Source organism: Microcoleus sp. D3_18_C2 (assembly GCF_036702395.1).
Lineage (GTDB): Bacteria > Cyanobacteriota > Cyanobacteriia > Cyanobacteriales > Microcoleaceae > Microcoleus.
In genome coordinates this window covers 115,498-141,053 of sequence record NZ_JAUBTG010000010.1, presented here as the reverse complement: position 1 = coordinate 141,053, position 25,556 = coordinate 115,498, and the positions used below count along the sequence as shown (strand labels likewise).

The 25,556-nt window shown below is 45.3% G+C and carries 32 protein-coding genes; 15 read left to right on the top strand and 17 right to left on the bottom strand.

Features of this window, described 5'->3' with window-relative positions; translation table 11 throughout:
* Nucleotides 1-59: 59 nt before the first annotated feature.
* Both QUA88_RS09600 and QUA88_RS09595 read right to left on the bottom strand, forming a co-directional pair.
* Nucleotides 60-1,472: a DUF3370 domain-containing protein gene (locus QUA88_RS09600; RefSeq protein ID WP_333058154.1), complete on the bottom strand. Its 1,413-nt coding sequence runs from the start codon at nucleotides 1,470-1,472 to the stop codon at nucleotides 60-62.
* A gap of 12 nt (nucleotides 1,473-1,484) precedes the next feature.
* A complete protein-coding gene (locus QUA88_RS09595) occupies nucleotides 1,485-2,327 on the bottom strand; it encodes a Uma2 family endonuclease (RefSeq protein ID WP_333058153.1) in 843 nt (280 codons plus the stop codon).
* A 116-nt stretch (nucleotides 2,328-2,443) separates the two neighbouring features.
* Between QUA88_RS09595 and QUA88_RS09590 the strand changes: the two genes are divergently transcribed.
* Nucleotides 2,444-3,031, top strand: a complete 588-nt coding sequence (locus tag QUA88_RS09590) for a competence protein CoiA family protein (protein WP_333058152.1) — start codon at nucleotides 2,444-2,446, stop codon at nucleotides 3,029-3,031.
* Nucleotides 3,006-3,707, top strand: coding sequence for a hypothetical protein (locus tag QUA88_RS09585; protein ID WP_333058151.1), 702 nt, complete (start codon nucleotides 3,006-3,008; stop codon nucleotides 3,705-3,707). The genes QUA88_RS09590 and QUA88_RS09585 overlap by 26 nt, the downstream gene beginning before the upstream one ends.
* 196 nt (nucleotides 3,708-3,903) lie before the next feature.
* Here the strand turns inward: QUA88_RS09585 and QUA88_RS09580 are convergent, their stop codons facing one another.
* From QUA88_RS09580 to QUA88_RS09570, 3 genes are all read right to left on the bottom strand, one after another.
* A complete protein-coding gene (locus QUA88_RS09580) occupies nucleotides 3,904-4,785 on the bottom strand; it encodes a hypothetical protein (protein ID WP_333271414.1) in 882 nt (293 codons plus the stop codon).
* A 126-nt stretch (nucleotides 4,786-4,911) separates the two neighbouring features.
* On the bottom strand, nucleotides 4,912-5,517 hold the full coding sequence (locus QUA88_RS09575) for a DUF1517 domain-containing protein (RefSeq protein WP_333058150.1): 606 nt from the start codon (nucleotides 5,515-5,517) through the stop codon (nucleotides 4,912-4,914).
* A gap of 464 nt (nucleotides 5,518-5,981) precedes the next feature.
* Nucleotides 5,982-6,524: a hypothetical protein gene (locus QUA88_RS09570; protein ID WP_333236752.1), complete on the bottom strand. Its 543-nt coding sequence runs from the start codon at nucleotides 6,522-6,524 to the stop codon at nucleotides 5,982-5,984.
* Nucleotides 6,525-6,881: 357 nt separating this feature from the next.
* On the opposite strand from QUA88_RS09570, the gene rfbB reads away from it, so the two are divergent.
* The 5 genes from rfbB (at nucleotide 6,882) to QUA88_RS09545 (ending at nucleotide 12,319) form a co-directional block, all read left to right on the top strand.
* Nucleotides 6,882-7,988, top strand: coding sequence for a dTDP-glucose 4,6-dehydratase (gene rfbB / locus QUA88_RS09565; protein ID WP_333058147.1), 1,107 nt, complete (start codon nucleotides 6,882-6,884; stop codon nucleotides 7,986-7,988).
* A 387-nt stretch (nucleotides 7,989-8,375) separates the two neighbouring features.
* Nucleotides 8,376-9,227, top strand: coding sequence for a cyanoexosortase A (gene crtA, locus QUA88_RS09560; RefSeq protein WP_333058146.1), 852 nt, complete (start codon nucleotides 8,376-8,378; stop codon nucleotides 9,225-9,227).
* The gene (locus tag QUA88_RS09555) at nucleotides 9,227-9,895 is read left to right on the top strand and encodes a cyanoexosortase A system-associated protein (protein ID WP_333058145.1); all 669 of its coding nucleotides are present in this window, start codon (nucleotides 9,227-9,229) and stop codon (nucleotides 9,893-9,895) included. The genes crtA and QUA88_RS09555 overlap by 1 nt, the downstream gene beginning before the upstream one ends.
* A gap of 178 nt (nucleotides 9,896-10,073) precedes the next feature.
* A complete protein-coding gene (hpsJ-A, locus tag QUA88_RS09550; protein ID WP_333058144.1) occupies nucleotides 10,074-10,751 on the top strand; it encodes an HpsJ-like protein, cyanoexosortase A-associated in 678 nt (225 codons plus the stop codon).
* A 395-nt stretch (nucleotides 10,752-11,146) separates the two neighbouring features.
* The gene (locus QUA88_RS09545) at nucleotides 11,147-12,319 is read left to right on the top strand and encodes a transposase (RefSeq protein ID WP_333058143.1); all 1,173 of its coding nucleotides are present in this window, start codon (nucleotides 11,147-11,149) and stop codon (nucleotides 12,317-12,319) included.
* 182 nt (nucleotides 12,320-12,501) lie between these two features.
* On the opposite strand, the gene QUA88_RS09540 is transcribed toward QUA88_RS09545, so the two are convergent.
* Together QUA88_RS09540 and rpaB are read right to left on the bottom strand one after the other, a co-directional pair.
* Nucleotides 12,502-13,143 (bottom strand): cofactor assembly of complex C subunit B, encoded by a 642-nt coding sequence (locus QUA88_RS09540; RefSeq protein ID WP_333058142.1) that lies wholly within the window; start codon nucleotides 13,141-13,143, stop codon nucleotides 12,502-12,504.
* A gap of 104 nt (nucleotides 13,144-13,247) precedes the next feature.
* A complete protein-coding gene (gene rpaB / locus QUA88_RS09535; RefSeq protein ID WP_071587789.1) occupies nucleotides 13,248-13,979 on the bottom strand; it encodes a response regulator transcription factor RpaB in 732 nt (243 codons plus the stop codon).
* Nucleotides 13,980-14,143: 164 nt separating this feature from the next.
* Between rpaB and radA the strand changes: the two genes are divergently transcribed.
* The 8 genes from radA to QUA88_RS09495 all read left to right on the top strand — a co-directional run bounded on the left by radA (nucleotide 14,144) and on the right by QUA88_RS09495 (nucleotide 18,503).
* Nucleotides 14,144-15,700 carry a DNA repair protein RadA gene (gene radA / locus QUA88_RS09530; protein ID WP_333058141.1) on the top strand — a complete coding sequence of 519 codons (1,557 nt, stop codon included), beginning with the start codon at nucleotides 14,144-14,146 and terminating at the stop codon, nucleotides 15,698-15,700.
* A 45-nt stretch (nucleotides 15,701-15,745) separates the two neighbouring features.
* The gene (locus QUA88_RS09525) at nucleotides 15,746-15,976 is read left to right on the top strand and encodes a type II toxin-antitoxin system prevent-host-death family antitoxin (protein ID WP_333058140.1); all 231 of its coding nucleotides are present in this window, start codon (nucleotides 15,746-15,748) and stop codon (nucleotides 15,974-15,976) included.
* Between the two features lie 111 nt (nucleotides 15,977-16,087).
* Nucleotides 16,088-16,306 carry a hypothetical protein gene (locus tag QUA88_RS09520; protein ID WP_333054553.1) on the top strand — a complete coding sequence of 73 codons (219 nt, stop codon included), beginning with the start codon at nucleotides 16,088-16,090 and terminating at the stop codon, nucleotides 16,304-16,306.
* A gap of 46 nt (nucleotides 16,307-16,352) precedes the next feature.
* Nucleotides 16,353-16,592 (top strand): DUF2283 domain-containing protein, encoded by a 240-nt coding sequence (locus QUA88_RS09515; protein WP_333054552.1) that lies wholly within the window; start codon nucleotides 16,353-16,355, stop codon nucleotides 16,590-16,592.
* A 42-nt stretch (nucleotides 16,593-16,634) separates the two neighbouring features.
* Nucleotides 16,635-16,856: a hypothetical protein gene (locus QUA88_RS09510; RefSeq protein ID WP_172184599.1), complete on the top strand. Its 222-nt coding sequence runs from the start codon at nucleotides 16,635-16,637 to the stop codon at nucleotides 16,854-16,856.
* 3 nt (nucleotides 16,857-16,859) lie between these two features.
* Entirely contained in the window at nucleotides 16,860-17,189 is a 330-nt protein-coding gene (locus QUA88_RS09505) for a type II toxin-antitoxin system PemK/MazF family toxin (RefSeq protein WP_333054551.1), read from the top strand.
* Between the two features lie 55 nt (nucleotides 17,190-17,244).
* Nucleotides 17,245-18,099, top strand: a complete 855-nt coding sequence (locus tag QUA88_RS09500; protein ID WP_333054550.1) for a TIGR02587 family membrane protein — start codon at nucleotides 17,245-17,247, stop codon at nucleotides 18,097-18,099.
* Nucleotides 18,096-18,503 carry a TIGR02588 family protein gene (locus QUA88_RS09495; RefSeq protein WP_333271397.1) on the top strand — a complete coding sequence of 136 codons (408 nt, stop codon included), beginning with the start codon at nucleotides 18,096-18,098 and terminating at the stop codon, nucleotides 18,501-18,503. The genes QUA88_RS09500 and QUA88_RS09495 overlap by 4 nt, the downstream gene beginning before the upstream one ends.
* A gap of 385 nt (nucleotides 18,504-18,888) precedes the next feature.
* Here QUA88_RS09495 and QUA88_RS09490 read toward each other — a convergent pair whose 3' ends face one another.
* The 10 genes from QUA88_RS09490 to QUA88_RS09445 form a co-directional block, all read right to left on the bottom strand.
* On the bottom strand, nucleotides 18,889-19,482 hold the full coding sequence (locus QUA88_RS09490) for a CPBP family intramembrane glutamic endopeptidase (RefSeq protein WP_333271394.1): 594 nt from the start codon (nucleotides 19,480-19,482) through the stop codon (nucleotides 18,889-18,891).
* Nucleotides 19,483-19,528: 46 nt separating this feature from the next.
* Entirely contained in the window at nucleotides 19,529-20,596 is a 1,068-nt protein-coding gene (locus QUA88_RS09485) for a DUF3326 domain-containing protein (RefSeq protein WP_333271391.1), read from the bottom strand.
* Nucleotides 20,593-20,784, bottom strand: a complete 192-nt coding sequence (locus QUA88_RS09480) for a hypothetical protein (RefSeq protein WP_333054545.1) — start codon at nucleotides 20,782-20,784, stop codon at nucleotides 20,593-20,595. Before QUA88_RS09480 ends, QUA88_RS09485 begins: the two co-directional genes overlap by 4 nt.
* Nucleotides 20,785-20,841: 57 nt before the next feature.
* Nucleotides 20,842-21,159, bottom strand: coding sequence for a 2Fe-2S iron-sulfur cluster-binding protein (locus QUA88_RS09475; RefSeq protein WP_333054544.1), 318 nt, complete (start codon nucleotides 21,157-21,159; stop codon nucleotides 20,842-20,844).
* Nucleotides 21,160-21,403: 244 nt separating this feature from the next.
* Complete coding sequence (locus QUA88_RS09470; RefSeq protein WP_333271387.1) at nucleotides 21,404-21,949, bottom strand: Uma2 family endonuclease; 546 nt, start codon at nucleotides 21,947-21,949, stop codon at nucleotides 21,404-21,406.
* Nucleotides 21,950-22,202: 253 nt separating this feature from the next.
* Nucleotides 22,203-23,384: a GTPase gene (locus tag QUA88_RS09465; RefSeq protein WP_333271385.1), complete on the bottom strand. Its 1,182-nt coding sequence runs from the start codon at nucleotides 23,382-23,384 to the stop codon at nucleotides 22,203-22,205.
* Nucleotides 23,385-23,539: 155 nt separating this feature from the next.
* Complete coding sequence (locus QUA88_RS09460) at nucleotides 23,540-24,037, bottom strand: DUF29 domain-containing protein (protein WP_333054540.1); 498 nt, start codon at nucleotides 24,035-24,037, stop codon at nucleotides 23,540-23,542.
* 188 nt (nucleotides 24,038-24,225) lie between these two features.
* Nucleotides 24,226-24,765: a Uma2 family endonuclease gene (locus QUA88_RS09455; protein ID WP_333271381.1), complete on the bottom strand. Its 540-nt coding sequence runs from the start codon at nucleotides 24,763-24,765 to the stop codon at nucleotides 24,226-24,228.
* 55 nt (nucleotides 24,766-24,820) lie between these two features.
* Nucleotides 24,821-25,204, bottom strand: a complete 384-nt coding sequence (locus QUA88_RS09450) for a hypothetical protein (protein ID WP_333271378.1) — start codon at nucleotides 25,202-25,204, stop codon at nucleotides 24,821-24,823.
* 70 nt (nucleotides 25,205-25,274) lie between these two features.
* Nucleotides 25,275-25,544, bottom strand: a complete 270-nt coding sequence (locus QUA88_RS09445; protein ID WP_333271375.1) for a MafI family immunity protein — start codon at nucleotides 25,542-25,544, stop codon at nucleotides 25,275-25,277.
* Nucleotides 25,545-25,556: the final 12 nt, after the last annotated feature.

Sequence of the window (25,556 nt, the reverse complement as noted above, 5' to 3'; positions counted from 1 at the left end):
ATGTAGAAATTAAATCACATATTTTTTGGGTCTGGGGGAAACAGAGAAGGCTAAATCAACTATTCCAAAGTTCTCACTGTCAATACTTGCGGCGGCGTGGAATCGGGAGGATAAATAAAATCAACTTTTACTGATCGCGTTTCTGTCGCAGCTAACCTCAACTTTACCATCGGTTCCACAACTTGACCGAAACGGTGCCACAAATGCACGTAGCGAGTTACATCGTAACCTCCATCATCTCGGTAGCGCAGCCGCACAGTACCTCGAAAATAGGGAAAATCTAGGGGAGGTTGGCGAAATCGCAATCCATTTTTTGAGAGTCGATCTTCTTTTAAAGGCGTTTCCAAACTCACCGCTACCGTTTGCGGTTTTTGGGCAGTGTTATGCAGCGGCACAATCAGATTGTAGTGTACGCCGTAATTGCCGTGGGCTTCGTAAGCGGTGTCGGGATAGCGCGCCAGCATTTTTCCGGCTTGCACTTGTTGGGTTCCCAAAGTGCCCCCGCGCAAGGTAGAGATCCCATAGGATATCGCTTTTCCAGTCTGGGGAATTGCCAGATTTTTAGCATCGCGATCGACTAATTCCGCTTCCCATCCCGAACCTTGCTGCACCCCTGCTACGCGGCCGTAAATCAGGCTTCCCGAAGTCGCGTCGGGGGGAGTCGGGGTTTTGTCGCGGGGGCCTGCCAAACCGCCATTATTCAGCAATTGCTGCCATTCTTCCAGAGTTGGCGCGCGCTCGCCCCCATCAGCATTTTGAGGTGCATACATTGCCAAAGTAGCGGCATAAACCTTGCCGCTACTTTTGAGCTGCACAAAGGTAGAACGACCATTTATCGGCTTTTCCAGACCCCGCACGGGAATAGGGCGATTCATCAACAATGCGGTTTCTCCCGGTGCAATCAGCAGTTTTTCGGGAAAATCCGGCTGCCGCATTCCCCGCAAAACGTTATCGACAGCGCGAATCCCAGGGCCGGAATATACTTCGCCGTTGGGAGTCTCACTTAGTGCTGGTTTTTGTTTGAACGGTGCGTCTGGTTCCATCAGGTAACTGGCTGCCTGTAACACTTCCACCGTCACGGGTTCGGAGCTGGGATTGTAGAGCAAAGCGCCGATATACAAAGTTCTCAAATTCAGCGGAGTGTGAGAAAAGTGGTGAGCAAACAGGTTGAATTGCCCTTGAAAGGCGAAGTTAAGGTGAGCCGCGGGGACTTTTTTGCCGTCTGGGGGAAACGTGGAGAGCAAAATGCCTTCTTTTTTGACCCATTCGGGACTGTTGCTGTTGAAGAGGGGGATGCTGTCGAGTTTTCCGGGGAGCGATCGCACTTCGGCATCTAGTACAATTTCCTCTGGTGCTGGTTTTGCGGGAATAGATTGTACGGGTTTTTTGACGTACAACAATCCGCCGACTGCACAAAGGACGATCGTAGAAATGCCAGCAATTCGAGAAAAGAGATTTGGCTTCTGAATCATGAAAGTTAACTGTCAGCCCAATCTCTGTACATCTTCCACCGACAGCGACAGCGCCTGAGCCACTTGCTCTACAGTTAAACCCATTGCCAACAGTTGGGGAATAGCATCCCGTTGGGTTTGTTCTGCGCGATCGGCCCTTTGGCGTTCCTGTTCGGTATGGAGGCGTTCGAGTCTAGCTTGTTCGCTACCAGTTAACAACAAATTCCCCTGATTATCCCACCAACGCAACCATCGCTGATGCTGATTTTGATAGCTACCTTCCCACACACCTAACTCTACTCCCATCATGTCGATCGGATAATGCCCGCGATCGTTCGGTTGCAAACGGCGATAACGAGTATTCACCCAGTTATAGACTTCCAATTCGCTCGTTTTAATGATGTATATCGCATAGTAAGGAATGTGAATAATCTGCTCGTATACCCAAAACTTTCCGGGTTTCTGGTTGACACCTTCTGGTAAGCGAGATAAGGGAGTATTGTTTCGTTCTTCACAGCCATTACCACTAGCAAATTCGATCGCAATTAATGGCACAATATACTCGCGCCAAATCACGTAAGAGCGGCGAATTTCCCCATCTATTAGGGGCGGGACGTTGGGAACGTAGAACCAGTCAGGCGCTTCGGCTCCCTTTTCTGGAGGATCGGTTTCGCGCCAGTAAATGCCGCTATCTTGCCCGATCGCATATTGTCCGTCGGGGTGAAGGGTTTGCAGTGTAGTTTCCAGGGAGTCGGTGAGTAGAATACTCTGGGGATGTTCTTGGAAGTTTTTCACAAACGTGCCGTCGGAGTCAGGTAGTTGGGTGTGATCGGGAAAGGCGGGAGGTAAGGTTGTGGGGTTGAGGCTTTGGGTCATGTCAGCTATCCGATCGTGAAAGGACAGATGCTTTATTTAAGTATAGCCATTTTATATGGAAAGGCTTTAAACTGTTTAATACGCTCTCTGTCTATCGTTTAACTAGAGGTGTGACCATGCCGTTAATTGCCAAAATCGCAAGCACTAACGAACGAGTAGACATTACAAAATTGAAAAATCCTCGTGCTGAACTGCAAGCAGGTGACTTAGTATGTCAGCTTTGTGGTAGTCCGATGATTATTAAGCAAGGGATGATCAAAAAACCTCATTTTGCCCACAAAGCAGAATGCACAAGCGATTACCAAAGCCATCCAGAAAGTCCTGAACATCTTGCAGGGAAAGAGTTGATAGCAAAAACTCTCAAGACAGAACTGCCAGAGTACAGCCTTGCCGAAATAGAATATGAGTTTCCTATTCCTGAAGTAAGGCGGATTGCTGATGTTGTAGCAAAGTTTCCTAACGGGTGGATAGTCGCTCACGAGTGCCAACTAGCTTCAATAACAGTTGAAGAACTTGAAAAACGAACAGAGGATTACTTATATGCAGGAGTTGACGTTATTTGGTGGCTTGGCAAAGCTGCAAATACCAAATCCAATCTCGATTGGTCTCACTCAAAGTTTGGATTTGCCCTCGTACTCAATTACGACCAATTGTCCGCCCACGCTCAAGGAAGTCAAGATGGAGTTAAAGTGGGTTTACTCTAGGTTAAGTGAAGGTTATTGGTATGACAATCAAAAAAATGAACGCTCTGGCAAAATGCTTGATCTCTTCGATCTCTTTATGACTAACTTAGAATTAGAAAAACGGCTAAATGAAAGAAAACCTACTGCAAAAGTTATTGAGACGCTATATATTTTTCGCTGCCTTTACATTCAAAATAATGAATGGCAGAGATTTGACCTAACTATTGAGCAGTCTGGACTGGCGATTTTAGATAAGATTATCAACTCTTGTTTCGATCGTTTTGGAAGCTCTGTCAAGAAGTTTGAACTGGGTATTCAATATTATTATGAATTTGATTGTGGTTTGGCTTCTGGTAAATCTCCTTGGCTGCACTACACTACGGATTTGATGCTTAAGCGATGTTTAGAGATTTGGCCAAAAATTAAACCCGATCAAATTAAGCGAGGGTTAGCGCTGCAAAAGCGCGGTGAACCGTCCGTAAATGGTCATATTGGATCGCTCAATGCGAAGAAAGCTATAAAAAAAGAAAAAGAAGAAAAAAAAGAGGGGTATGGGGCTGATGAATATTGGGTGGTGGAAAATCCAGAAGCACTGAAACCCTGGCGTGGTGAACTTCTACCTAAAAGTGGTATCGAGGCTGCAAAAAGAAGGGCGCATGAGTGGCAGTTGAAACGTACAGGCACATCTCATAAATAATAGCGATATCTCTTACTTTGCATCCTTTGCGGTTGAAATTTTTCAAAGAGATCGTCCGATTTTATCATCAGGAATTGAGGGCAAATGATTTACAGCCCTGGCCTAAATTGCTGACGATAAATCCAGAGTGGAATCCTCGAATTAGCAATGATCGAAGGCCAGGATACATTTGGCCTGAGTTTGAAACATGATATTCTTAACGCCTTCTGCCGCCAAAAGAACGACTGCGACTCGGTTGACGAGAATTCCTGCCACTACCAAAACTCGGACTCCGCCTTTGCTGGGGGGAATTTGAGTTGGGCGATCGCCTCAAAGTGCTGCCACCGTAACCCGAACCGGTCGATCGATTGCCATTTGGACGTACTGAGGGTCTTACTGGCTGGTTGTATGTGGGCGATCGCAAGCGGCCGGTCGTCCTTAAAACTTGACGGTTTCTCACAGCCGGAGGCGGAGTTCGATACCGAGTTTGATATTGCTGAACAGCTTGGTTGTAAGTATTACCATACCCGCCATATCCTGTCATAATCCCCGGCTGATAGACTGGCGGCATATAATATCGCGGTCTAAATAACAAACTGCCGATCGCCTGACCGGCCACAGCTCCAGCAAACGGTGCCCAGAAGCCAGATTGCTGCCGCACTACTACGGTTTGTGGCTGACCTGTTTGAGGATTAGGAACAGTTTGGGTAACGTTGTGAACGTACTCAATTTTAAAATCTTCTGTCAAATGCAAAACCGCTTGATTGTTCTCCACATTTAGATAACTTTTCTTGCCTGCCGATATTTCTTCATTTGTTAAGCGAGCCATTTGCAAATCCCTAGTGCGGTAAACTGGGGGACTGCCGGGGGGAGTATTCAGCAACATCAAACTGTATTCGCCATCAGCATCGTTGTAGGTAACTTGCTGTACGGGATATTGGCCTTGAGCCAAGTTATTGTTTGGTGCAGGGCGCACAGTGTTAATATTCGGATTTCCCGCAGGATTTGTAGAAGTTTGTGTGCGAGGTGAACCGCAGCCGGTTGCCGTCCACAAAAAAGTTAAAGCCATTAAATAAATTGTCAGTTTTCGCAGCATCATAAATAGTAATTGGTAATTGGGCATTGGGCATCGGGCATCGCGCATTGGTAGCAAATAACCCTTCGACTCCGCTCTGGGCACCGCAAATAACTAATAACTAATAACTAATAACTAATTACTCCTTCCTTAAATGGGAATAAGTTCGGGGAAATTGACCAACACTTGGTCGTTGGTAAGTTCGTCTCCCAACTGTGCGGGAGAAAAGTGAACTTGCACAGCTCGGAGCCTTTCTTGGTAATGTAAATTAATCAGTGCTTTTAAACCGACTTTCAGCGCGCTGATGTCCGCAAGGTCAGTTTCTAGGGCCGGAACTTCGCCTTCATAGGCAACTGTCAGCATCACCACCACATTTCTAGTTACCGGCAAAGACAAGGGGGAATTTTTATCGTAAACAGATGTACTGTATTGAGGCTCGCTGAGATAGCGATCGGCTGAATCAATGAAAAGTTCATCCACATAATCGCCCGCTTCGCCTTCATTCCAAAAAACATCGCCTTCATTGGCGGCTGCTTGCCAGTAGTTGTCGTACTGCAACAGGTGATTGCAAATTTCTACAAGACCTTCTCCTAAAACTGCTATGTCGCCATCGGCATCAATTGCTTGTCTGGCGGTGCGGTTGAGAACTCCTAACAGCGGTGCAACATCTTCGCCTGTTAGGTGAACGAACACCCGGCAAACTGCCAATCGAGTTTTACCTGTAAATTGATTGAATCGATCGCGCCAAGCATTCATAACCTAATAGTTGTAATCTGTAGGGCTATATTTCCAACGATAGCAGGGGATTTGAACTCTTGCCGTCTACCCTCAGATTGATCTGAAGAGTATTTTTAGCGATCGCCTCGGCAGCGTACTGTCTCGCTTTGACTCATCTAATTTTATAGCAGTTTTCAATCGGATCAAATACAGTTCAAATACAGTAGGAAAACCGCACAGCCTTGTCCTGACGGAGAGCAGCGACTTTTAATAATTGCTATGAGATTGATGATGGTAGCAAGAGTTTTTTTAATTGATATTAATTCAGCGCTCGTTTGCTGAGCCGGAATATGATACTGGTGCGATCGATTCATCTGTCTATTGTTTGCAGTGCTTCGCGATCGCAATGACAGGAAATTGTAGGGGTAGATAATTTCAAATCAAAAAACCTCCAATCTTGCAAGATTGGAGGTGCGCTAAGCGAATACGTTGGTTTGAGATAACTATTTGACGATCGCGCTTTGGACTTGTTCGATCGCAATTTCAGAACTCAACTCAGCAACTGGCGAAACCGGCAAATCCAGCTCGCCACCTGGAGCTTCTGGGTGTTCGCGAACGACTGCAACCGCATTTGCTGACTCAGCTACAGCACCCGCCGCCGCCAAATCGAGCAACGCCGGAACTTCCAAGTGTCCAGAAACACCTGCATCTGCGATCGGAGCCGACTCTTCAAAAACTTCAAAATTATCGGTCATCGCAGCGCAAGCAGCAGAAGCGCGCTTGCCGGCACGGTAGCTCATGTAAGCAGCACCGCCACCCAAAACTCCAGCCAAACCGAGGAAACCGAGAGCTGCTGTTTTGTAGGATTTCCACGGATTAATGCGCTCCGAGCCGCCGGAACCTAGGAGGGTTGTCGCAGAACCAGATTTAGACGCGCTAGATTTGCTGTAGGAACAGGGGAAAGCAGATGCGGCGTCACCTATGGCGATGCTGCTTGCGATCGCGACTACGGAAGCAATGCCAGCTAACACTTGAAACTTCTTCATGATGCTTGGGAGATTGTAAAGGATAATTAAAAAATTAATGGTAACAGCTCTTTACAAATCTATCAACTCTGCGCGCCGTCCATATCGCGGATCGATCGCAAAAGTCAGCTATAGCCTCACGCACTTCAAATTTAAAATTGCCCGCTTAAAAAACTGGAATGGTTATTATGTAAGCATTTGGGCGAACAGATCGGTGGAAGTTCAAGTTTTGTGAACCCATACTTGGATCGCGCCCAAATTAGAAAATCTGAGGTGAGACAGTAGAAATTTTAATTACAGAGCGGCAAACACTTGGTGACAAACTACTTTTAAGGCTACTTTTGTAAAGGCTTAGTTATTGGAAAAACTCTTATTTTTATGACAGACAGCGCGAATCAAGGCATTGACCGAGCTCCTCGCCGATTGTTGGTGACGGGCGGGGCTGGATTTATCGGCTCGAATTTTGTGCATCACTGGTGCAGCAGCTATCCGGGCGATCGAGTAGTGGTACTCGATGCTTTAACCTACGCCGGAAACAGAAAAACCCTGGCAACTTTGGAAGGAGGCGAAAATTTTCGATTTGTGCAGGGGGATATTTGCGATCGTACCTTAGTCGATACCTTGCTCAAAGAAGAAAACATCACCACAGTCGCCCACTTTGCCGCAGAATCCCACGTTGACAGGTCAATTATCGGGCCTGCCGCCTTTGTTCAAACCAACGTTGTCGGAACCTTCACACTTTTAGAAGCCTTCCGCAAGCATTTTGAAGCCATTGATGAGGCATCTCTCAAAACCCAAATGCGCTTCCTCCACGTTTCTACCGACGAAGTTTACGGCAGTCTCAGCCCCGATGACCCAGCCTTCACAGAAACAACGGCCTACTCGCCCAACAGTCCCTACTCAGCCTCCAAAGCTGGTAGCGACCACCTCGCCCGCGCCTATTTCCACACCTACGGCGTCCCGACAATTATCACCAACTGTTCCAACAATTACGGCCCCTATCACTTCCCAGAAAAGCTCATTCCATTAATGTGCATCAATATGTTATTGGGCAAACCGCTGCCAGTATACGGCGACGGTCAAAACGTGCGAGATTGGCTGTACGTTCTCGACCACTGCCGCGCTTTAGATGTCGTTATTCACCGTGGTCAGCCTGGGGAAACCTACAATGTTGGCGGCAACAACGAGGTAAAAAATCTCGATTTAGTGAAAATGCTGTGTCAGCTAATGGACGAATTAGCTTCTGATTTACCCGCCCGTCCTTGCGAACAATTGATCGCATTTGTCAAAGACAGAGCCGGGCACGATCGGCGTTATGCTATTGATGCCACCAAAATTAAAACAGAGTTAGGTTGGACTCCCTCAGTAACCGTTGAAGAAGGTTTGCGACAGACTGTAGAATGGTACCTAGCCCATCGGGAGTGGTGGGAACCCCTGCTTTCGGAGGAATATCAAACTTACTACCGGAAAGTCTACTCTAACTAATCTCCTCCTGGACGCACCGGCTACAAAAAACCAGAACCAGTAAAAAACTGGTTTTCCAGCTCAAGAGTGCGTCCAACAAAGGTTTCTGTCTTGCCTTCAAGCTTTACATTTAAACTCTCGCCGCATAAACCGGGTTAGAGAAAGGAAAATCTTTCGTGGAGTGCGATCGATCTGAGTTAAAAAACCTGTTTTCTTTTGTCTTTGCTCCTAACTTCAGATTTAATTAGGTGAAGGTAGATATCACACATATTTGCTCTTGTCAATCTTTGTGAAGATTTAGTGAAAAATCATCCCAAACGCATAAATTTAAGTGTTTGTAGCTGATAATTTTAATAGAGTTACAAGCTTAAGCATTTTAGAAGCTTTTAGGAAAAACAAAAAGCAGCAATGACCGAAATAAACTCGCTCAAGCACATCCAAGAACCTAAATACTGGCTGTTAGGCATCGCCTCCGGTTTGATTGCCATACACCTAACTCTGACTTCCCGAACAAACGACACTGACCTGTTCGGTACAATGTTACTGTTTTGGGGAGTCGTAGCATTTCTAATTTGGGAAAGGCACGAGTCTTTAAATTTTGAAAGCGGAATTTTCGCCAGCTTTTTTGGGACAGCGTTAATTGCTTTAATATTGCTCAAAAGTTCGTCGATATCGGGATACGACTTTTTTATCCGAGCAACGCCTTTTTTGTCTGGAATCAGTCTCGCCTTGCTGGCTTCCGGCACAAAAGGACTGAAACAATATTGGCAGGAACTTCTAATTCTTGCGTATACAGCTATTCCTCCCGGATTGATCGGAGTATTTGTTGATGTTCCAAAATTAACAGCTAAATTTTCAGCTTTCATCCTGCACTATGTAGGATTTGAAGTAGTGCGGAAAGGGGTTTTTCTAATCCTAGAAAAGGGAAGCGTGGAAGTGAATCACGGCTGTTCCGGGGTGAATGCGATGCTACAATTGTTAGGACTAGCTCTGGTTTTCTTACTGATGTTTCCTACCACTACGGGTCAGAAAATGGTATTGCCATTCGTGGCAATAATTACTGCATTTGTAGTGAATGCCGCGCGAGTTGGTCTCCTGGCCGTGCTGGTATCGCTATCTCAACCCGAAGCATTTAAATACTGGCACGAAGGAAATGGTTCGGTAATATTTTCGATGATTGCTGTATTTATTTTCGGGTTATTCTGTTGGTTTGCAATTTTGAAAAACCAACCCCCAAATCAGGAAGGACAGAATTGCTAATGGCTATTACCTCTTGGAAACCACTTAGGCTTTCCCTGTTGGCTGTTACTTTGGGAGGGGTTTTGTTGGTTGCCGGAAAGTTGGTTTTCTATCCATCGGACGGCAAGAATGTGGCAACCCCGTTTGAGTTTCCCGAGTCGGTGCCTCTAGCCGATTGGAAACTAAACAAGAGCGCGCTTCTGGAAATCAAGGAAAATTCAGAATTCAAAGCTGCCAGGAAATATGAATATCAAAAAAATAGCATGGCTCTAGAAATAGAGATGCGCTATGCAGTAGACACCATTGGGGATGTGGAAGGTATGATGAGGGGACATACTGTTCTCAAGTCGTCTCCTGGTAAACTAGCATTGGCAAACACTCAAGGCGCAGGGTTTCACGGAATTTTGCAACAGCAAAATCGACTGTATTTGAGTTCGTGTATCAATCCTAATGGCAGTGCTACAGTAACTTCCCAACAGTTTAGATATAATCGAAATACTCGAGATTGGCAGCCAAACCGTATTCTGTTTTGGTTGTTGGGTAGGGGAAATATTCAAGACCGGCGCTGTTTGTGGACTCAGATGTCTGTGCCTTTGGATAAAACAAATCCAGAAGATGCCAAAAAAATTCTAGAGAATGCTTGGGTTTCTTGGTATGAGTGGTGGCAGCCGCGATTCCCCGAACCTTGACTCGATTCAGTCGATTTTAGCTTTTAGCTTTTAGCTTTTAGATTTAATCCACAGGTGAATCTGGAAGCTTGAACAAGAGTCTAAAATGTTTGACTATCCACGACTTTGGTCGGGGGATTGTATCCGTTATTGGGCGGCGTCAAGAGAGATTTTTCTTAACAACAACTCTGATTATTTTATGAATGACTTACAAGGCGAACAAGGTTTTTCTATCTACAGACTGCGTTGGATTGGCTACGGTCTATTAATTTTGTCTGTATTAGATACGATTGCAGTTCTTATACCAGCCAATTTTGGCAATCGCCTCTGGGAATTGCAAACGATTGGGGCTGTAGTGGAACGGGTGCCAGTTCCTTTACTGGCAATGGCGCTGATATTTTTTGGCGAAGGATACGAACGCCGAGGTTTGGAAGACCTTTTTTTGAAGGTTTTGTCTTGGGTTTGTCTGCTGCTAGGTCTGGTTTTTCTGTTGATGCTACCTTTGGGAATTTTTGGCACTATCTACGTCAACAATCAAAACAACCAGCAAATTACTACTCAAGCAAACCAACAATTAGCTCAGTTGCAGCAGGTGGAAGAACGGCTGAATAAGGGTAGTCCTGAAGATTTAAGGAATTTGGCGGGGGAACTTACCCGTTTGGGGGTACAAGCGGATACGCAAAACCCACAGCAATTGAAAGAGCAAATTCTTTCGAGAATTACTCCGGCTAAGGAACGGTTACAGACGCAAAGTGCTGCGGTTCAGCAAAGTCAGCGCTTGGGGTTATTTAAAAATGCGATTAAGTGGCTGCTGGGCGCGCTGATTTCTAGTGTTTTGTTTTTTACGCTGTGGCGCGGTACTGACTGGGCTCGCTAGTAGTTTTGAGTTTTGAGTTGCGAGTTTTGAGCTAGTAAGGTGCGCCTAGCGCACCCGGAGAGACTTGTTGAGGACTAAGGTGCGCCCTGCCCTGTACACGCAGCCCGCGTCTTGGTGGTTAAAAAGACCCTCAAACCCTGGAAATTTCGTTGGGGGCAGCGCTCCCTCTTCTTCTTTTCAAAAGATATTATCGGTAATAAATCTTGTTTATTGCCGATAGCCAACACCGAGAATGAGGCAAATCGCTTGTTAGCGCAGCCCTCGAAGAGGAACGCACCTTGACCAAGAAACTGGGTACAAGCCTCGCCCTTTTAGGGCGACTTTAGTTAAAACTTGTGAATAAGCGTTCCGGCCTTTCTTCACGACTGTATAATCAGAGTAGGAGGATAGAGCAAGTGTTTAACTTAACCTACGAGTACAAATTAAGACCAACGCCAGCGCAAGCAGCCATTTTTGAAGATTGGCTGGAACAGTGTCGTCGCGTTTATAACTACGCGCTGGCAGAGCGCAAGCATTGGTTTCATTCTCGTAGTTGCCAGGTTAACGCTTGCTCTATCCGCTCTGAATTTATTATTGGGGCCGAAACAAAACGACCAACTTATGCTAGTCAGTGCAAGAACTTAACCGCAGCCAGGGCAAGTATATCGGCTTTGGGTGCCGTTGCCGTACACGTTTTGCAACAAACATTGAGACGGCTTGAAAAAGCGTTTGTCAGTATGTGGGAACAAAAGCACGGTTTTCCTCGCTTTAAAAAAGCGGGAACAATGCGGTCTTTTGTCTTCCCTCAATTGGGGGTTGATCCGGTTCAGAATGGAAAAGTAAAATTACCCAAGATTGGATTGGTTAAACTTCACCAATCGCGTCCTATTCCTGATGGGGCAACTATCAAACAAGCCAGAATCGTCAAGAGAGCCAGCGGTTGGTATGTAATGCTAACCCTACAATGGGACGTGTCAGTGCCGTCGGTTATGCCACACGGCGAGGGGATTGGGATTGATGTTGGCTTAACTAATTTCATAGCAACTTCTAACGGTCTTTTAGTCAAGCGCCAAAAGTTTTTTGTTGAGGCCGAACGCAAGCTTAAATTGCTGCAACAGCGCGTCAGTCGGAAAAAGTTAGGCTCAAATAATTGGAAAAAGGCTCAGAAGAAAGTTTCTCAACTGCACGAGGACATTGCAAACTGTCGCCAAGACTGGCACTGGAAATTGTCTCACCAACTCTGTAAAGATGTGGGGATGATATTTGTTGAGGACTTGAACCTAGTAGGATTGTCTAGAGCAATACTAGGTAAACATTGCTTAGAGGCAAGCTGGGGTCAGTTCTTCACAATATTAGAGCAAACCTGTTTTAAGCATGGCGTGTACTTCCAGAAAGTAAGCACTCATAAAACAAGTCAGATTTGTCCTAGTTGTGGTGTAGAAACGGGCAAAAAAGAATTGTCAGAGCGCACCCACACCTGCTCAAGTTGTAACTACACAACTGATAGGGATATTGCAGCAGCTCAAGTAGTTCTTATTAGAGGACTTGCAGCCGTAGGGCATACGGTCAAGATGCTTTCTTGCAAGTAAATTCGTCGGAATCCCGGTGAAGGAAGAATCCTCGTACCTGATAGTCGAGGAGTGTCAAAGTGCTGGCATTGTGCAATCGACAATCTCAAATCTAAAATCTAAAATCTCAAATCCACAATCTCAAGTCTAAAATCCACAATCTAAAATCTAAAATCCACAATCTAAAATCTAAAATCTAAAATCTAAAATCGATTGATGGTATTTTCTAGTTTGTCGGCAATGCCTTCTACCCAGTTTTCATCTTGTTTTGTATAGCTGCGGGGCGCGTTAGCGCCTAAGATTAAAACGCCTTGGGTGCCGATGGGTTGACAGATGACTCCTTGAGTATTTTCTGGCAAATAGTCAAATTCAATTTTGCCGGGATAAATATTGAGATTTACTAAATAAACTGGTTTATTTTTGTCGAGCACTCGCTGCAAAATCGGCCCCGGTTTGACTTCGGGATTGATGCCTAAAATACCGCGCCGCAATAGGACTTTTCCTTGATACACAATTACGATCGACCTTGTGGCGGTATTTGTCAACAGCAAACGCGACGCCCAGGCTAATTCTATTTTCACAGCATCCGGCAAATCCGGCGCAAATTCAAAACCTTCTTCGCCGATAAGTTTTACGGAATCGGGCGATCGCGCTTGCACCTGCTGCCACAGCAAACCTGTTAAAATCAGCAGAGCGCTGATAATTACTCCCAAAGCGTCCGATCGAGCTTGAGAATCTGTAATTTGCTCTGTCAGCAATCGGTTTACCATTAGCAGCGTACCTGCTAACCCTCCTGCAACTAAGGGCAATTGCCGCAAAACTTTATTGGGATCAGATTTAGTCATTAGTCATTAGTCATTAGTCATTAGTCATTAGTCATTAGTCATTAGTCATTGGTAATTGGTAGTTGGTAATTTAAGTAATGCCAACTGCCAACTGCCAACTGACTTTATCCTACTTCCCCAATTTCGACAATTCGCTGGAAGAGATAGCCGGTGCCGCGGGCGGTGAGAATTAATTCGGGATTGCTGGGGTCGTCTTCCAACTTTGCCCTCAGCCGCGAGATGTGAACGTCCACTACGCGGGTGTCTACGTGGCGTTCTGGCGTGTATCCCCAGACTTCCTGCAAAATTTCCGATCGCGAAAAAGGCTCTCCAGAACGGCTGACAAGCAGTTCTAACAGGCTGAATTCCATGCCCGTGAGGCGAATTCGCTCGTCGCCTTTGTAAACTTGGCGCTTGTTGGTGTCAATCCTAATGTTGGTGACGTGGATGACTCCAGAACTGGGAATTCCCGATGCGCCGTTTTTGTCTACCCGGCGCAATACCGAACGGATACGGGCTTCTAGTTCTTTGGGAGAGAAGGGTTTGACGACGTAATCGTCGGCGCCCAATTCTAAACCGGTGATGCGATCGGCTACGTCTCCCAAAGCAGTTAGCATGATGATAGGCACGTCTGACTCTTTTCGCAACTCCTGACAGACGCCGTAACCGTCTAGCTTCGGCATCATCACGTCCAAAACCACTAAGTCGGGTTCGGTGTTGCGAAATGTTTCGAGAGCTTCTTCGCCGTCAGCAGCGGTGACGACATCGTAGCCAATCATGGAAAGGCGAGTCTCCAGAATGCGACGGATACTGGCTTCGTCATCGACTACCAGAATTTTTTCTTTATGGTTTTCCAAGTTACCGAGCACTCCTTAAGTTACATTTCAGATAATGTTATTTTTTTGTACCCTATCATAGAGGACACAAATTGAATCATGGGCGGCGATCGGTCTGAAAGCTTGATAATTGCTTTAAATCAGACTTTTCTAAATGTTAGGGTGACTATTTATCATAGTAAACAATGCCTAAGCCTCGAATACAATATATTTGTCGGGAATGCGGGTATGATTCACCACAATATTTTGGCAGATGTCCTAGCTGTCAGAAGTGGGATTCTTTTGACGAGCAGTTAGAACAACCTACTGCTGGTGTGCCGCGGGCTGGTTTAACTGGGGTGACAACTAAGACAGTGGGCGGTTCGCCCCCTGATAAGTCGAAGGGTCAACCAAGGGTATCTTTCAGATTATCGCAGATTGCTGACCAAACTCAGTCTCGCTGGCCTTCTGGTTACGGGGAACTCGATCGAGTTTTGGGAGGCGGGATTGTGCCGGGATCGCTGGTGTTGATTGGGGGGGAACCGGGAATCGGGAAATCGACGCTGCTGTTGCAGGTGGCGAATATGTTGGCCCGCAAGGATCGGATACTGTATGTCAGTGCGGAGGAGTCCGGCCAGCAGGTGAAGTTGCGATCGCAGCGTTTGGGCGTGGCTAATCCGGTTGAATTGTCAAGCAACGGCGGGCATAAATCTGGCAGTAACGGGGAAGCTAAAAAGGATTCGGAGGACAATTCAGCGGAGAATTTCTACTTGCTTCCAGAGACGGATTTAGAAGTTGTTTTGCGGGAGTTGGAAGCGCTGAAACCGAATGTGGCGGTGATTGACAGCATCCAAACTATTTATTTTGCTAGTTTAACATCGGCGCCCGGTTCGGTGGCTCAGGTGCGGGAATGTACGTCTGCTTTGATGCAGGTGGCGAAAAGGGAAAATATTACTTTATTTATTGTCGGTCACGTTACGAAAGATGGAGCTTTGGCCGGGCCGAGGGTTTTGGAACATTTGGTAGATACTGTACTGTATTTTGAGGGCGATCGCTTTGCTTCTCATCGACTTTTGCGATCGATGAAAAACCGTTTTGGCGCTACTCACGAAATTGGTGTTTTTGAAATGGTAGCCAACGGTTTGCGAGAAGTAGATAATCCGTCGGAGTTATTTTTAGGGAATAGAGATGAATTTTCGCCCGGTACTTCGACGACTGTTACTTGCGAAGGAACTCGACCTATTTTAGTAGAAATTCAGGCGCTAGTCAGCCCTGCAAGTTTCGGTTCGCCGCGCCGTACTACTACTGGTGTGGACAATGGTAGATTGCAGCAAATTTTAGCTGTTTTGGAGAAAAGGGTGGGGATTCCTTTATCTAAATTAGATGTGATTTTGGCGACGGTGGGCGGGTTGAAGGTGGACGAACCAGCGGCGGATTTGGCAGTTGCGATCGCCGTTGTGGCCAGTTTTCGCGATCGGGTTGTTGATGCGCGCACAGTTTTGCTTGGAGAAGTTGGTTTGGGAGGACAGGTGCGGCCGGTTTCGCAATTAGAGTTGCGGCTGAGGGAGGCGGCGAAATTGGGTTTCAAAAGGGCGATTATTCCTAAGAATCAACCCGTACCAGAGTTAGGGATGGAGATTATTCCGGTGGCGAAGGTAATCGATGCAATAATTGCGGCGATTCCGGCTACACCGGCTCAGTTGCAGTCGGCTGATATGGAATTACAGTCTGTTGATTTGGAGGAAGAGGATTTGTTGAATTGAGTTAGAATTGTGATGTTATAAATTGATAGTAAGGAGGCACGAATTATGTATCAAGTAGACATTGTTGAGGCAAAAGAAAAGCTTCTGGAATTAATCGAAGCGGCAATGAGAGGCGAAGAAGTGGCGATTACTCAAGATAACCAGCCTGTTGTAAAATTGGTAGGAATTCCCAAACAAGCTAAACCCAATCGGCAAGCAGGAAGTGCCAAAGGAATGGTTTGGATGTCCGATGATTTTGACGAACCGCTAGAAGAGTTTAAGGAGTACATGGAATGAGGTTGTTGTTGGACACTCATGCCTTTATTTTGATGCTTATGCGATGATCGCACGAGTGTGGTGAATTAAGTTAGTGCAAAAATAAAGAGGCAAAAAGGAGGTAATAGCAACGTGAGCGTTAGATTACATCCCCATGCTCAAGCACGATTGATTGAGCGAGGTGCAACTGAGGCAGAAGTAATTGCTACTGTTGAAAGTGGCACAACTTTTCCGGCTCAATTTGGCAGAACCGGATTTAGGCGCAACTTTTCCTTCAATGCTGAGTGGCAGGGAAAAGTTTATGCTATTAAGAAAGTGGAGGCGATCGCAGCGTCAGAAGGCGAAGACTAGATGATTATCACTGTAATTGTCAAATTCTTTTGAGCAGGAGGTTCCCGTGAAACTGAGTTACGATCCGAGATACAACCTAGCTTATATATACCTGCAAGAAAAAACCGCACAGGTAAAAACTATCCAGGTTAGGGAGCAAATGAATGTGGATATTGCCCCAGACGGTACTATTTATGGAATTGAATTACTCAATGCAAATCAACAATTAGGGGCAGATAGTCAAGGAAAACTGATTGTAATCAACGAAGCTTTGGGAGATTATTCTGAGATTAAACTCGCACTATAACTGTCTTAATAAAATTAAGTTCAATACAGATTAAAACCTACCATGAAAGCCTACGAGTTTCCAGCAAAAGTCACAGATGAAGGGAAAATAGAATTTCCCGATACTCTCTTAAAATACTTGGCAGCTAACCAAGAAGTCCGAGTTATTGTTCTGGTGCAAGAACCAACTGACACAGAAGAGGAAAACGCTGCTTGGCAGATCCTTGCTGCTGAGCAATTATTGGCTGGTTACAGCGAGGAAGATGCTATCTACGACAATATTTGAAATATGCCCAATTATCAATCAGGAGAAGTTCTCTTACTGGCACTACCGTTTGCCGATGTAACAACATCAAAACTCCGTCCTGTGCTGGTACTTTTGGATGCAGGAGATGAAGATATTGTTGTTGCACGAGTGACAAGTCAAACAACTAAGACTGTTTTTGATATTGAGATTGTAGAATGGGAGCAGGCAGGTTTTTTGCGTTCGTCAGTGGTTCGACTCCATAAGGTGAACACAATAGAAAAGCGTTTGGTCAATCGTCGATTGGGAATTTTAACCGCTAGCGACTGGACGCAAGTTAGAGAAAGAATACAACAAATATGGTATTCTATTTGAGCCAGTTTAAAAAAATATTTACTTGCCCAATTTTTGACGTGCGTTTTCACGAAACATGAAAAAATCAAAAAGACTTAAAAATCAGTGGTCAAAGGAACTAAACGACATCATTCGAGGTGCATCTGGTGGCTTTTTGTTCGGAATTCCGCTGCTTTATACGATGGAGGTTTGGTGGATCGGTTCCTATACTACACCAGCGGAAATGTCGATCGCGATCGCAACTACTTTTCTCGTCGTTTTCTTGTTGACTCGCACGGAAGGTTTTCGCAAAACTCAAGAGATCCGCTGGCTAGATGCTGCAATCGATACCGTAGAAGCGATCGCCCTTGGCATTGTCTGCGCGGCTTTTGTCCTGTTTTTGCTCAGGGAAATTACCCCGGAGACTCCGCTGCAAGAAACTTTGGGGAAAATCATCTTTGAAGGCCTGCCGTTTGCCTTGGGAGTAGCCCTGGCCAACGGTTTCTTGAGCGGCGATCGCTATCAAAGTTCAGACAGTGAACAGGAACCTACCATTAATGCAACTGTAGCAGATATCGGCGCTACTTTAATCGGCGCGATGATCATTGCTTTCAACATCGCCCCAACTGACGAAATTCCCATGCTAGCGGCAGGTATTTCGCCACCTAGGCAATTAGCAATTATCGCCGCTTCCCTGCTAATTTCTTACGGTATAGTATTTGTAGCAGGCTTTACTTATCAAGCAAAAAGGCAGCAGCAGCAAGGGATTTTTCAGCGTCCTCTCAGCGAAACTGTCATGGCCTATTTAGTGTCCCTGGCGGCTTCTGCATTTATGATGTTTTTCTTCCACAAACTCACTTTTGACGACCCGTGGTCGCTGTGGTTGAACTATACGTTAGTATTGGGATTGCCGGCGGCTGTTGGCGGCGCCGCGGGGAGGTTGGCGGTATGAGTGAAAGTAATAACAAAGAACAGCAACAAAAAAGAACTTTTGCTGAATGGGTGACATTTGCGATCGCCGGCTTGATCCTCTTTGCCCTCACCGGACTCGTACTCTACAACTGGGTGACTAAAAAGCAGGAACCTCCGGTTATTTCTGTCACTCGGAACACGCCTATTCGCGAAAATCAAGGGCAATTTTACGTGCCGTTTACAGTAACTAATACGGGCGGCGAAACGGCAGAATCAGTGCAAATTATGGCCGAACTCCGCGTCAACGGTGAAGTTGTAGAATCCGGCGACCAACAAATAGATTTTTTGTCAAGCGGTGAAACTCAAGAAGGAGCTTTTATTTTCAGCCGTAACCCCAGTCAAGGTGAGTTGATTGTGCGATCGAGCAGTTACAAACTGCCTTAACAAGGTTTTCAACTCTCGTTTCCGGTAAGTGTGACCCTCATAAAATCCTGTCGCTGGGTGGGGGCGGGTTTAAAAATACCTTGGTTATTAAGCAGAGATACGGGTGAACCCGCCCCTACAAAATTTACGTTTATTGACCGAGAATTTTTTCATGGTACCCGCCACGTGATTTATCCGTGGAATCAATCCAAAATCTAAAATCCTCAAGCCCCCGAATTTATCTCGCGCAAGTCAATCCAAAATCCAAAATCTAAAATCTAAAATAGAATGACTCGGTATCACGTTAAATAGACATAATTCCCGTAGGGGCGGGTTCACCCATCTCTCCAATCGAGTGAGAGATTCATTAAACCCGCCCCAACCTCGATATTGTAGTGCGATCGAGCTAACGCTTCACGAGATTGTGTTCCCACTTCCAAACACAGCTAGAAATCAAATTTGTGCAGATATGAGCCGTAATTGGCACTAACAAATTCCCAGTAGCTAAAACACTGTAACCCAACAGCAATCCGACAGCCGTTGCCCAAACAGCATAAGGCCACTGATCCAGGGTTCCCAAGTGCAGAATACCGAAACAAAAACTCGATAAAACTAAACCGGTAACATTCAATCCCAAAGCAGACAGCATCACGCCTCGAAATAGCAATTCTTCGCTAAGTCCCGGCAGGAGTCCCAGCCAAATTAAATCCGGCCAAAACAAAGGTTTGAGCACTACTTCCAAGTAAACATCCGCACTGCGGCGATAACCGGGCCAGAGTTGATAAACGATCGCACTACCGCCTGTAATTGCCAGTCCGAGCGCAAATCCTTTGAGCAAGTCGATTCCTATCAATTTGACTGGCAAAAGCGATACCGATCCAAATAGCAACCACAATTTAGCTACCGCCAGCAACATAATTGCTGTCACGCCCATTGCTACTAAAACTTGGGTGCGCGTCAAGGGTTCAATTTCAGGATTTCCGGGAAGTTTTTCTGCCACTTAATCACTTTTAGATTTGAGGTTTGAGATTTGAGATTTGTTGGGTTTAGTCAGATAAACAACGCAGGGAGGAGATGTCTGCACCCAAGGAAGCTGGACTGATGCCCGATCGCAAAGCGACCAAAACTCCGATCGCCTCTAAATATGAGTTTACCTGCAAAGCTTTGATTCCGAGTTTTTCTGGAGTCGCCTGCATCTGGGTTTTGTTGTCGCCGACAGCGATGATTTGTACGGACGATCGCGCACTCAAACTCAGAATAGCACTGCCGCCGCAGGCTGTGGCGGGTATCACTACCGCATCGACTCGATCGGCGGTAATTGATAATTGATTGTGCTGCTGGCTTTCTGGCGCTACCAATTGAGGAGCTTTGCTGAGTCCGGCAAGCACACAAGGTAGGAAAGTATAGCCGATTTCCTCAGCAGCCGATCGCGGGGACAGGTGCGGATCGAGGGGAAGCGCTGACAGCGCGGGGGCGTGGGCGCAGGGGATTTTAAACGTTTTGACGACGAGGTGGCTGATCGCAGCTTCCGCGCCGGCGAGGGGGTCAACTCCTTTGCCCCGGCGGTAGTTTTCGAGGGCGAGGCTGCCTTCATCGTCGGGAAATCTGGCTACAACTGCGATCGCCTCTACTCTTGCTTGTGTGATTAATTTTTCTGCCGCGCGCAATAAACTGTCTGGATTGCCGATCGTCCCCCAGGATGCCCCGGATTCGGAAATACGCAATTCTACTTGCAGGGGGCGATCGGTTAAAACACAATCGGTTATATTCAAACCCAATGTAGCTCTCGCTGCATCAGCCGCTTGCAAGTGGCGCAACTGCAAGTCTGGTTCAATGCCGGCATCGAGGATTAAGCCGATGCGATTTTGATGTACCGGTTGCAGTCCCCAGCATCCGGCAGCAAATTTGTCAAGGGCGTAACCTTCAACGTAGAGAGCGTTAGGTATGGGCCAATAAAGTTGAGCGCCGTTGAGGACGTTGGGGTGAGTGATCAGGGTGTCTGAAATTTGGGCGATCGCCCTAGCCACGGGCAGCGCATCTCCTGCAAACCCACCAATCGAGGCTCCAACGCCTGTGGGGACTATCAAAACCACTGTCAAAGGGCGGGGGTTCACGGTGTTGCGGGGGATGCTTCCACGAGCACGTAGCCTTCTACAACAGCCTTTTGCCGATCGACATCCACGTCTGTGACTGCCCACCGTAGGGGTTCGCCGTGCTTTTGCAGTTCAATTTCAATAGCCGAGTGCAGTTGCTCGGCGGTATCGTGGAGGTCAACTTCTGCGGAAATGAAATGGGTGGTCATAGGGCGATCCATAGTGGTTTTACCGCTAACGGTACTTAGGTCAATTTTAGCTTAGTGCTAGGATTTACCGAATTGGCGATCGTAAACAATGTCTTCTTTTTCTGTTTCTATCTTCAAGTTCGATCGGGGATAAGCAACACACAGCAACACATAACCTTCTGCCTGAAGTTCGGGACTAACGCCCATGCCATCAACTTGATCGACTTGACCCTCAATAATTTTAGCAGCGCAAGTAGTACAAACCCCCGCATTGCATGAACTCGGCAACTCAATGCCGGCGGCGTTGGCGGCGCGGAGAATTTGTTTATCTTCCGGTACTTCTACGGTATAGGTAGAGCCTTGGTGGATCAATTCAACAGTGTAAGTCTTAGACATATATCAATTATTGGTTTTAATTCCCCAATTGGAATTTACGCTAGATTTGGAAACAAAGCAATCAGTATTTTACCGCTGTTGGTGCTTTTGTGCAAATTTACAACTGCATTTTTTATTGATAATTTTTTTTATTAAATGGCTGGGCGAGCGAGTGGCATTTTGTCAATGACTTTTTCACAATTTATTACAACCCTCACGGCGGAACTGTGCCGCAAAGCACTTATACCTAATTAATTTTTTGCCTTCAAGCCAACAACTCATCAACCGCAACACTAAAACCCGGCAGCACTAGCTGAGTGCTGACTGTAGAACCCAAGTTAAAAGTTAACTTTTGAGTTTGAGTCATTATCAATATCCAGCGACTTTCTGGAAAAACAATCCAAGCTTCCAGACAACCCGAATCTAAATATTCTTGTGCTTTCATAAAAATCTCTTCCGCAATATCAGTAGGAGAAACTATTTCAGCAATTAACGGCGGACTTTGAGGCAAAGTAGGAACATCGCCATATTCAGCAACAAGTTCAGCAGTCAGATAAGCTACATCAGGGCGGCGCACTCGCCTGTCTGTACGACAAGGAACTTCTGTATAAACTTCGCCGCCTTGTCCGCTAGATATCTTATAACTTCTCCAAGAATAATCTAGTTTGGATTGAATTAGACTGTGTTTTGCTGTCATGCCATTTTTCTCCGCGATTTGCCCGTCCACCCATTCCATATCGTCGGGGGGATTAGCCATAAAGTCTTCTAGAGAAACATTTTCTGATAAAACGGCAGCCATTACCATAGCCATTTCCTCCTTTTTGCAGAATTCACTCCTATTGTAGCAATCAATTGGTAATGGGTAATTGGGAATTGGGAATGAGTTGATTGGAACTGAGATATTGCACCATTTTCAGAACAGGCAAGATGCCTGTTCCACAAAGATATTAATTTTCTTGTGGAACAGGCATCTTGCCTGTTCATAAAAGGCTTATTGACGGTGCAATATCTCAGTTGGAGTAAAAAAATAACCCATACCCGATGCCCCATGCCCAATACCCAATTTAGTCAATATTAATTTGATTGGGAGGCTTAGGTTGATCCGGTTTCTCATCTTTCAAAGTTTTACGCCCAGAACTAGCATAATCCTTATAAAAATCCACAAACATCTTTGTCAACTGCTGCAAAGAAAGTTGTTCCCCATTAACTTGAGCTTTCATATAAGCTTTAAGCACTTCAATGTAAGCCAAACCGAGAGCAAGCGTGAGAGTTGCTGCGGTTGCACCGGAGATAGCACCGCCGACAACCGTACCAGCACCCGGAATTATTTTAATCAAATTAGTAACAATACTTCTGCCGACAGCAGTAACCCCGCCAGCGCCGCTAATAGCCGACAGCATCGCCGAAATAAAGCCCTTATCAAAGGGCATTCCAAAAATCACAGTAATATTAGCAATCATTGCCGTTTGCATCGTCATCAAAATCGGCGCATCAGCAAAGGGTACAGGAGTCGCACCGACAATGGCAGAACCTGCAACATAAGCACTTAGATACTTAAATGCCATATCGGATTTGAGCGCAATATTTGCAATTTGTTCTTTAACAAAAGCTTTTTTAGCTACTTCCGGCAGCAGTTGAAAAGTTGCATCTACCAACTTATCTAAACCGTGAGATTTTACTGTATAATCTTCATCAATTTCTTCCGGTTCAGCCATGACGGGGATGATTTGACTGACTGGCAAATTCATGTGTTCCAGTTGCTTGAAAAACTCGCTGGGCTTTTTAGATGTAGTTTGAGTCAAAACTAAAATCACTGGTACATCTTTAACTTCCATTTCTTTTAGCCAGCTTTCCTCCACAGATTCTATTCTATTGGCGTTGTGATTGATGCAGTACCAGATGACGTGAATGTGGTCTTTTGGGTGCAGGAGTCTTTGGTCTTCAATCAGTTTAGCAACGTTTAATTGAATAACTTTAATTTGTTCGGCGTTGAGTTCGAGTCCGGGAGTATCGTAGACTGTAATTGGGCAATTAGGTTTGGTATATTGGCGAATGCCTTGAGTGATGGGGCGGCCGACTCCGGTTTCTGCTAAGCGCTGGCGAAAAACGGAATTTATCAGGGTACTTTTGCCAACACCAGTTTTGCCGATGACTAAAACATTGCACTGTCCCACTTGGTTTTCTGCCTCTTTGAAGGCGTAATAACTTCTATTTAAAAGCTCGTCTAAGGAAAAGTCGTCTGACATGGCGGTTTGCTCCGATAAGGGTGGGATATTAATTCAATACCACCGAATAGAATTCCGATGCTCTACAAACGAAGTCCGCGAAGGCGGACTGGGGGAGTATTAAATATATTGTAGCAATTTGATTTCAGAACCAGTGGAAAGGATATCTGATTCAATTATTCAATATTTTCAGGATTTTCAGGCTGCTCGCTGTCAGGCGGTAAAAAATCAGGATTAAGAACTTCTTCTTCAGTAAATGGAGACTCTGGGGGAAATATCTGAATAGATAAACCTGTTTCATCTGCGGCTAATTCCCTAGCATCTTGATAAGATTCATTAAAAATTTCTTCAAAAAAACGATATAAACTTGGACTGGTTTTGAAGGTATCTCGGATGCGTTGACGATGTTCACGAATGGTGTACACCCAACTATTTGTTCGTTTTTCTGGCTGATATTTATACTTAAGTAAGTGCATTAAAAGTACCCTTAAATTACTTTTTAAAGCATTCTTATCGCTTTTTCCCATACTTTCCAGTTCCTCTAGTAAGTTCTCTAAATCTATTTCAGAAAACTTTCCCTCTTTCAATAAGTTGATTGTTGTCTGTAACCAAAGATAAAAATCCCGTTCATAAAGAGATGTTATTGCAGTTGTTATTGATTGGATAGTTGTCATTTTGTTTGACTCCATTTCTTGGTCATCAACCTAAGAATATTGTAGTAGTAGGTTGCGTAGCCCTTCGACTCCGCTCAGGAACCGCGACAGCGAACCCTCCGCTAAATGCTCCGCCCAACAAATCCCAGAAATTGTTGGGTTTCGTAAACTCAACCCAACCTACTGAGTTTCGGATTTCATAATTTAGTTTAACCTAGCAATCCATCGACATCGATGCTAAAACCGATCAGGATTTGTTGGGTGCTGGCGGTATCGCCGGCTCGAAATGTCAATATTTGATTTTGAGTCATCACGAATATTAAACGACTTTCGGGAAAAACTAGCCAAACTTCCTGACAGCTAGATTCTAAATATTCCTGTGCTTTGAGAAAGACATCTTCAGCGATATCGGTGGGTGAAACTATTTCGGCAATTAAAGGGAAACTTTGGGGTAAAGTGGCAAGATTGCCAAATTGTGCAACTAATTCGGGTGTGAGATAGGCGACATCGGGACGGCGAATTTGTCGGTTGGTACGGCAAGGAACCTCGACATAAGCCTCTCCCCCTTGGCCGCTTGAATCTTTGTAATTTTTCCAAGCATCCCCCAGGCTTAACTGAATTTTACCCGTCTTTAGTGTCATGCCATTTTTCTCTACAAGTTGTCCGTCCACCCATTCCATGTTGTCGGGCGGATGAGCCATGAACTCTTCTAGAGTAAAATGCTTCTGTGCGGCAGTAGCAGTGACCATAGTCATTTCCTCGTTTTTACAAATCGGTTTCAGAACTTGCCTGTATGATGTTCGATCAAACCTTCACCAATGGCGCAAACTCCTCTAACTTCACTTGTAAGTCATCCACCAGCATTAAACGATACCTTTCGGTAGTTTTCAACTTGTGGAGAACATAACTAGCAAACTCATATCGCCACTTTTTTCTATCAAGTTCATTCGAGATGTTCAGCGCTCTGATTGATAGGTTGTAAGGGTATTCTTCAAAGTTGAGTTCTTTATCATTTTCAAAATCATGCTTTCCTCTAGTAAGAGTGATTGTTGAGTTCCGAAACTCATACCAGTTGTCAATGCCATCAGAAACCAGCTCTAATTTAATAGCCAATATAAACTCTAATTCTTTGATTAAATGTTCGATGTCCTGTGGAAAGTCTACAAAAATATCTAGTGTGCGAGACATAAAAACCTCCTTTATTGAAACTCAGTAAAAGTGATGTCATAGATATCGCCACGGGCTGAAATGAGCCGAATTATACAGGAGTTACCTGCACTTTTAACATCTCCCAAGTTTCTCGTTCCATGTTCAAAATATTTCCCACTTCTTGCAATAGTTCATAAGCCTTTAAATCAATGGGAATTTCTTCTTCAAGGAGAATATCGCACAAAGTCTCTAACGCCAAATTCCACTCGCCAGCATTGATATAAGATTGAAGGAATTCTATTTGAGCGCCCGAAAAAACTTCCTTAAGTTGGGCAAGGACTTCATTAAGTTTCTTTACCACAATTTTATAGTCAAACATGAGTCTATGTCC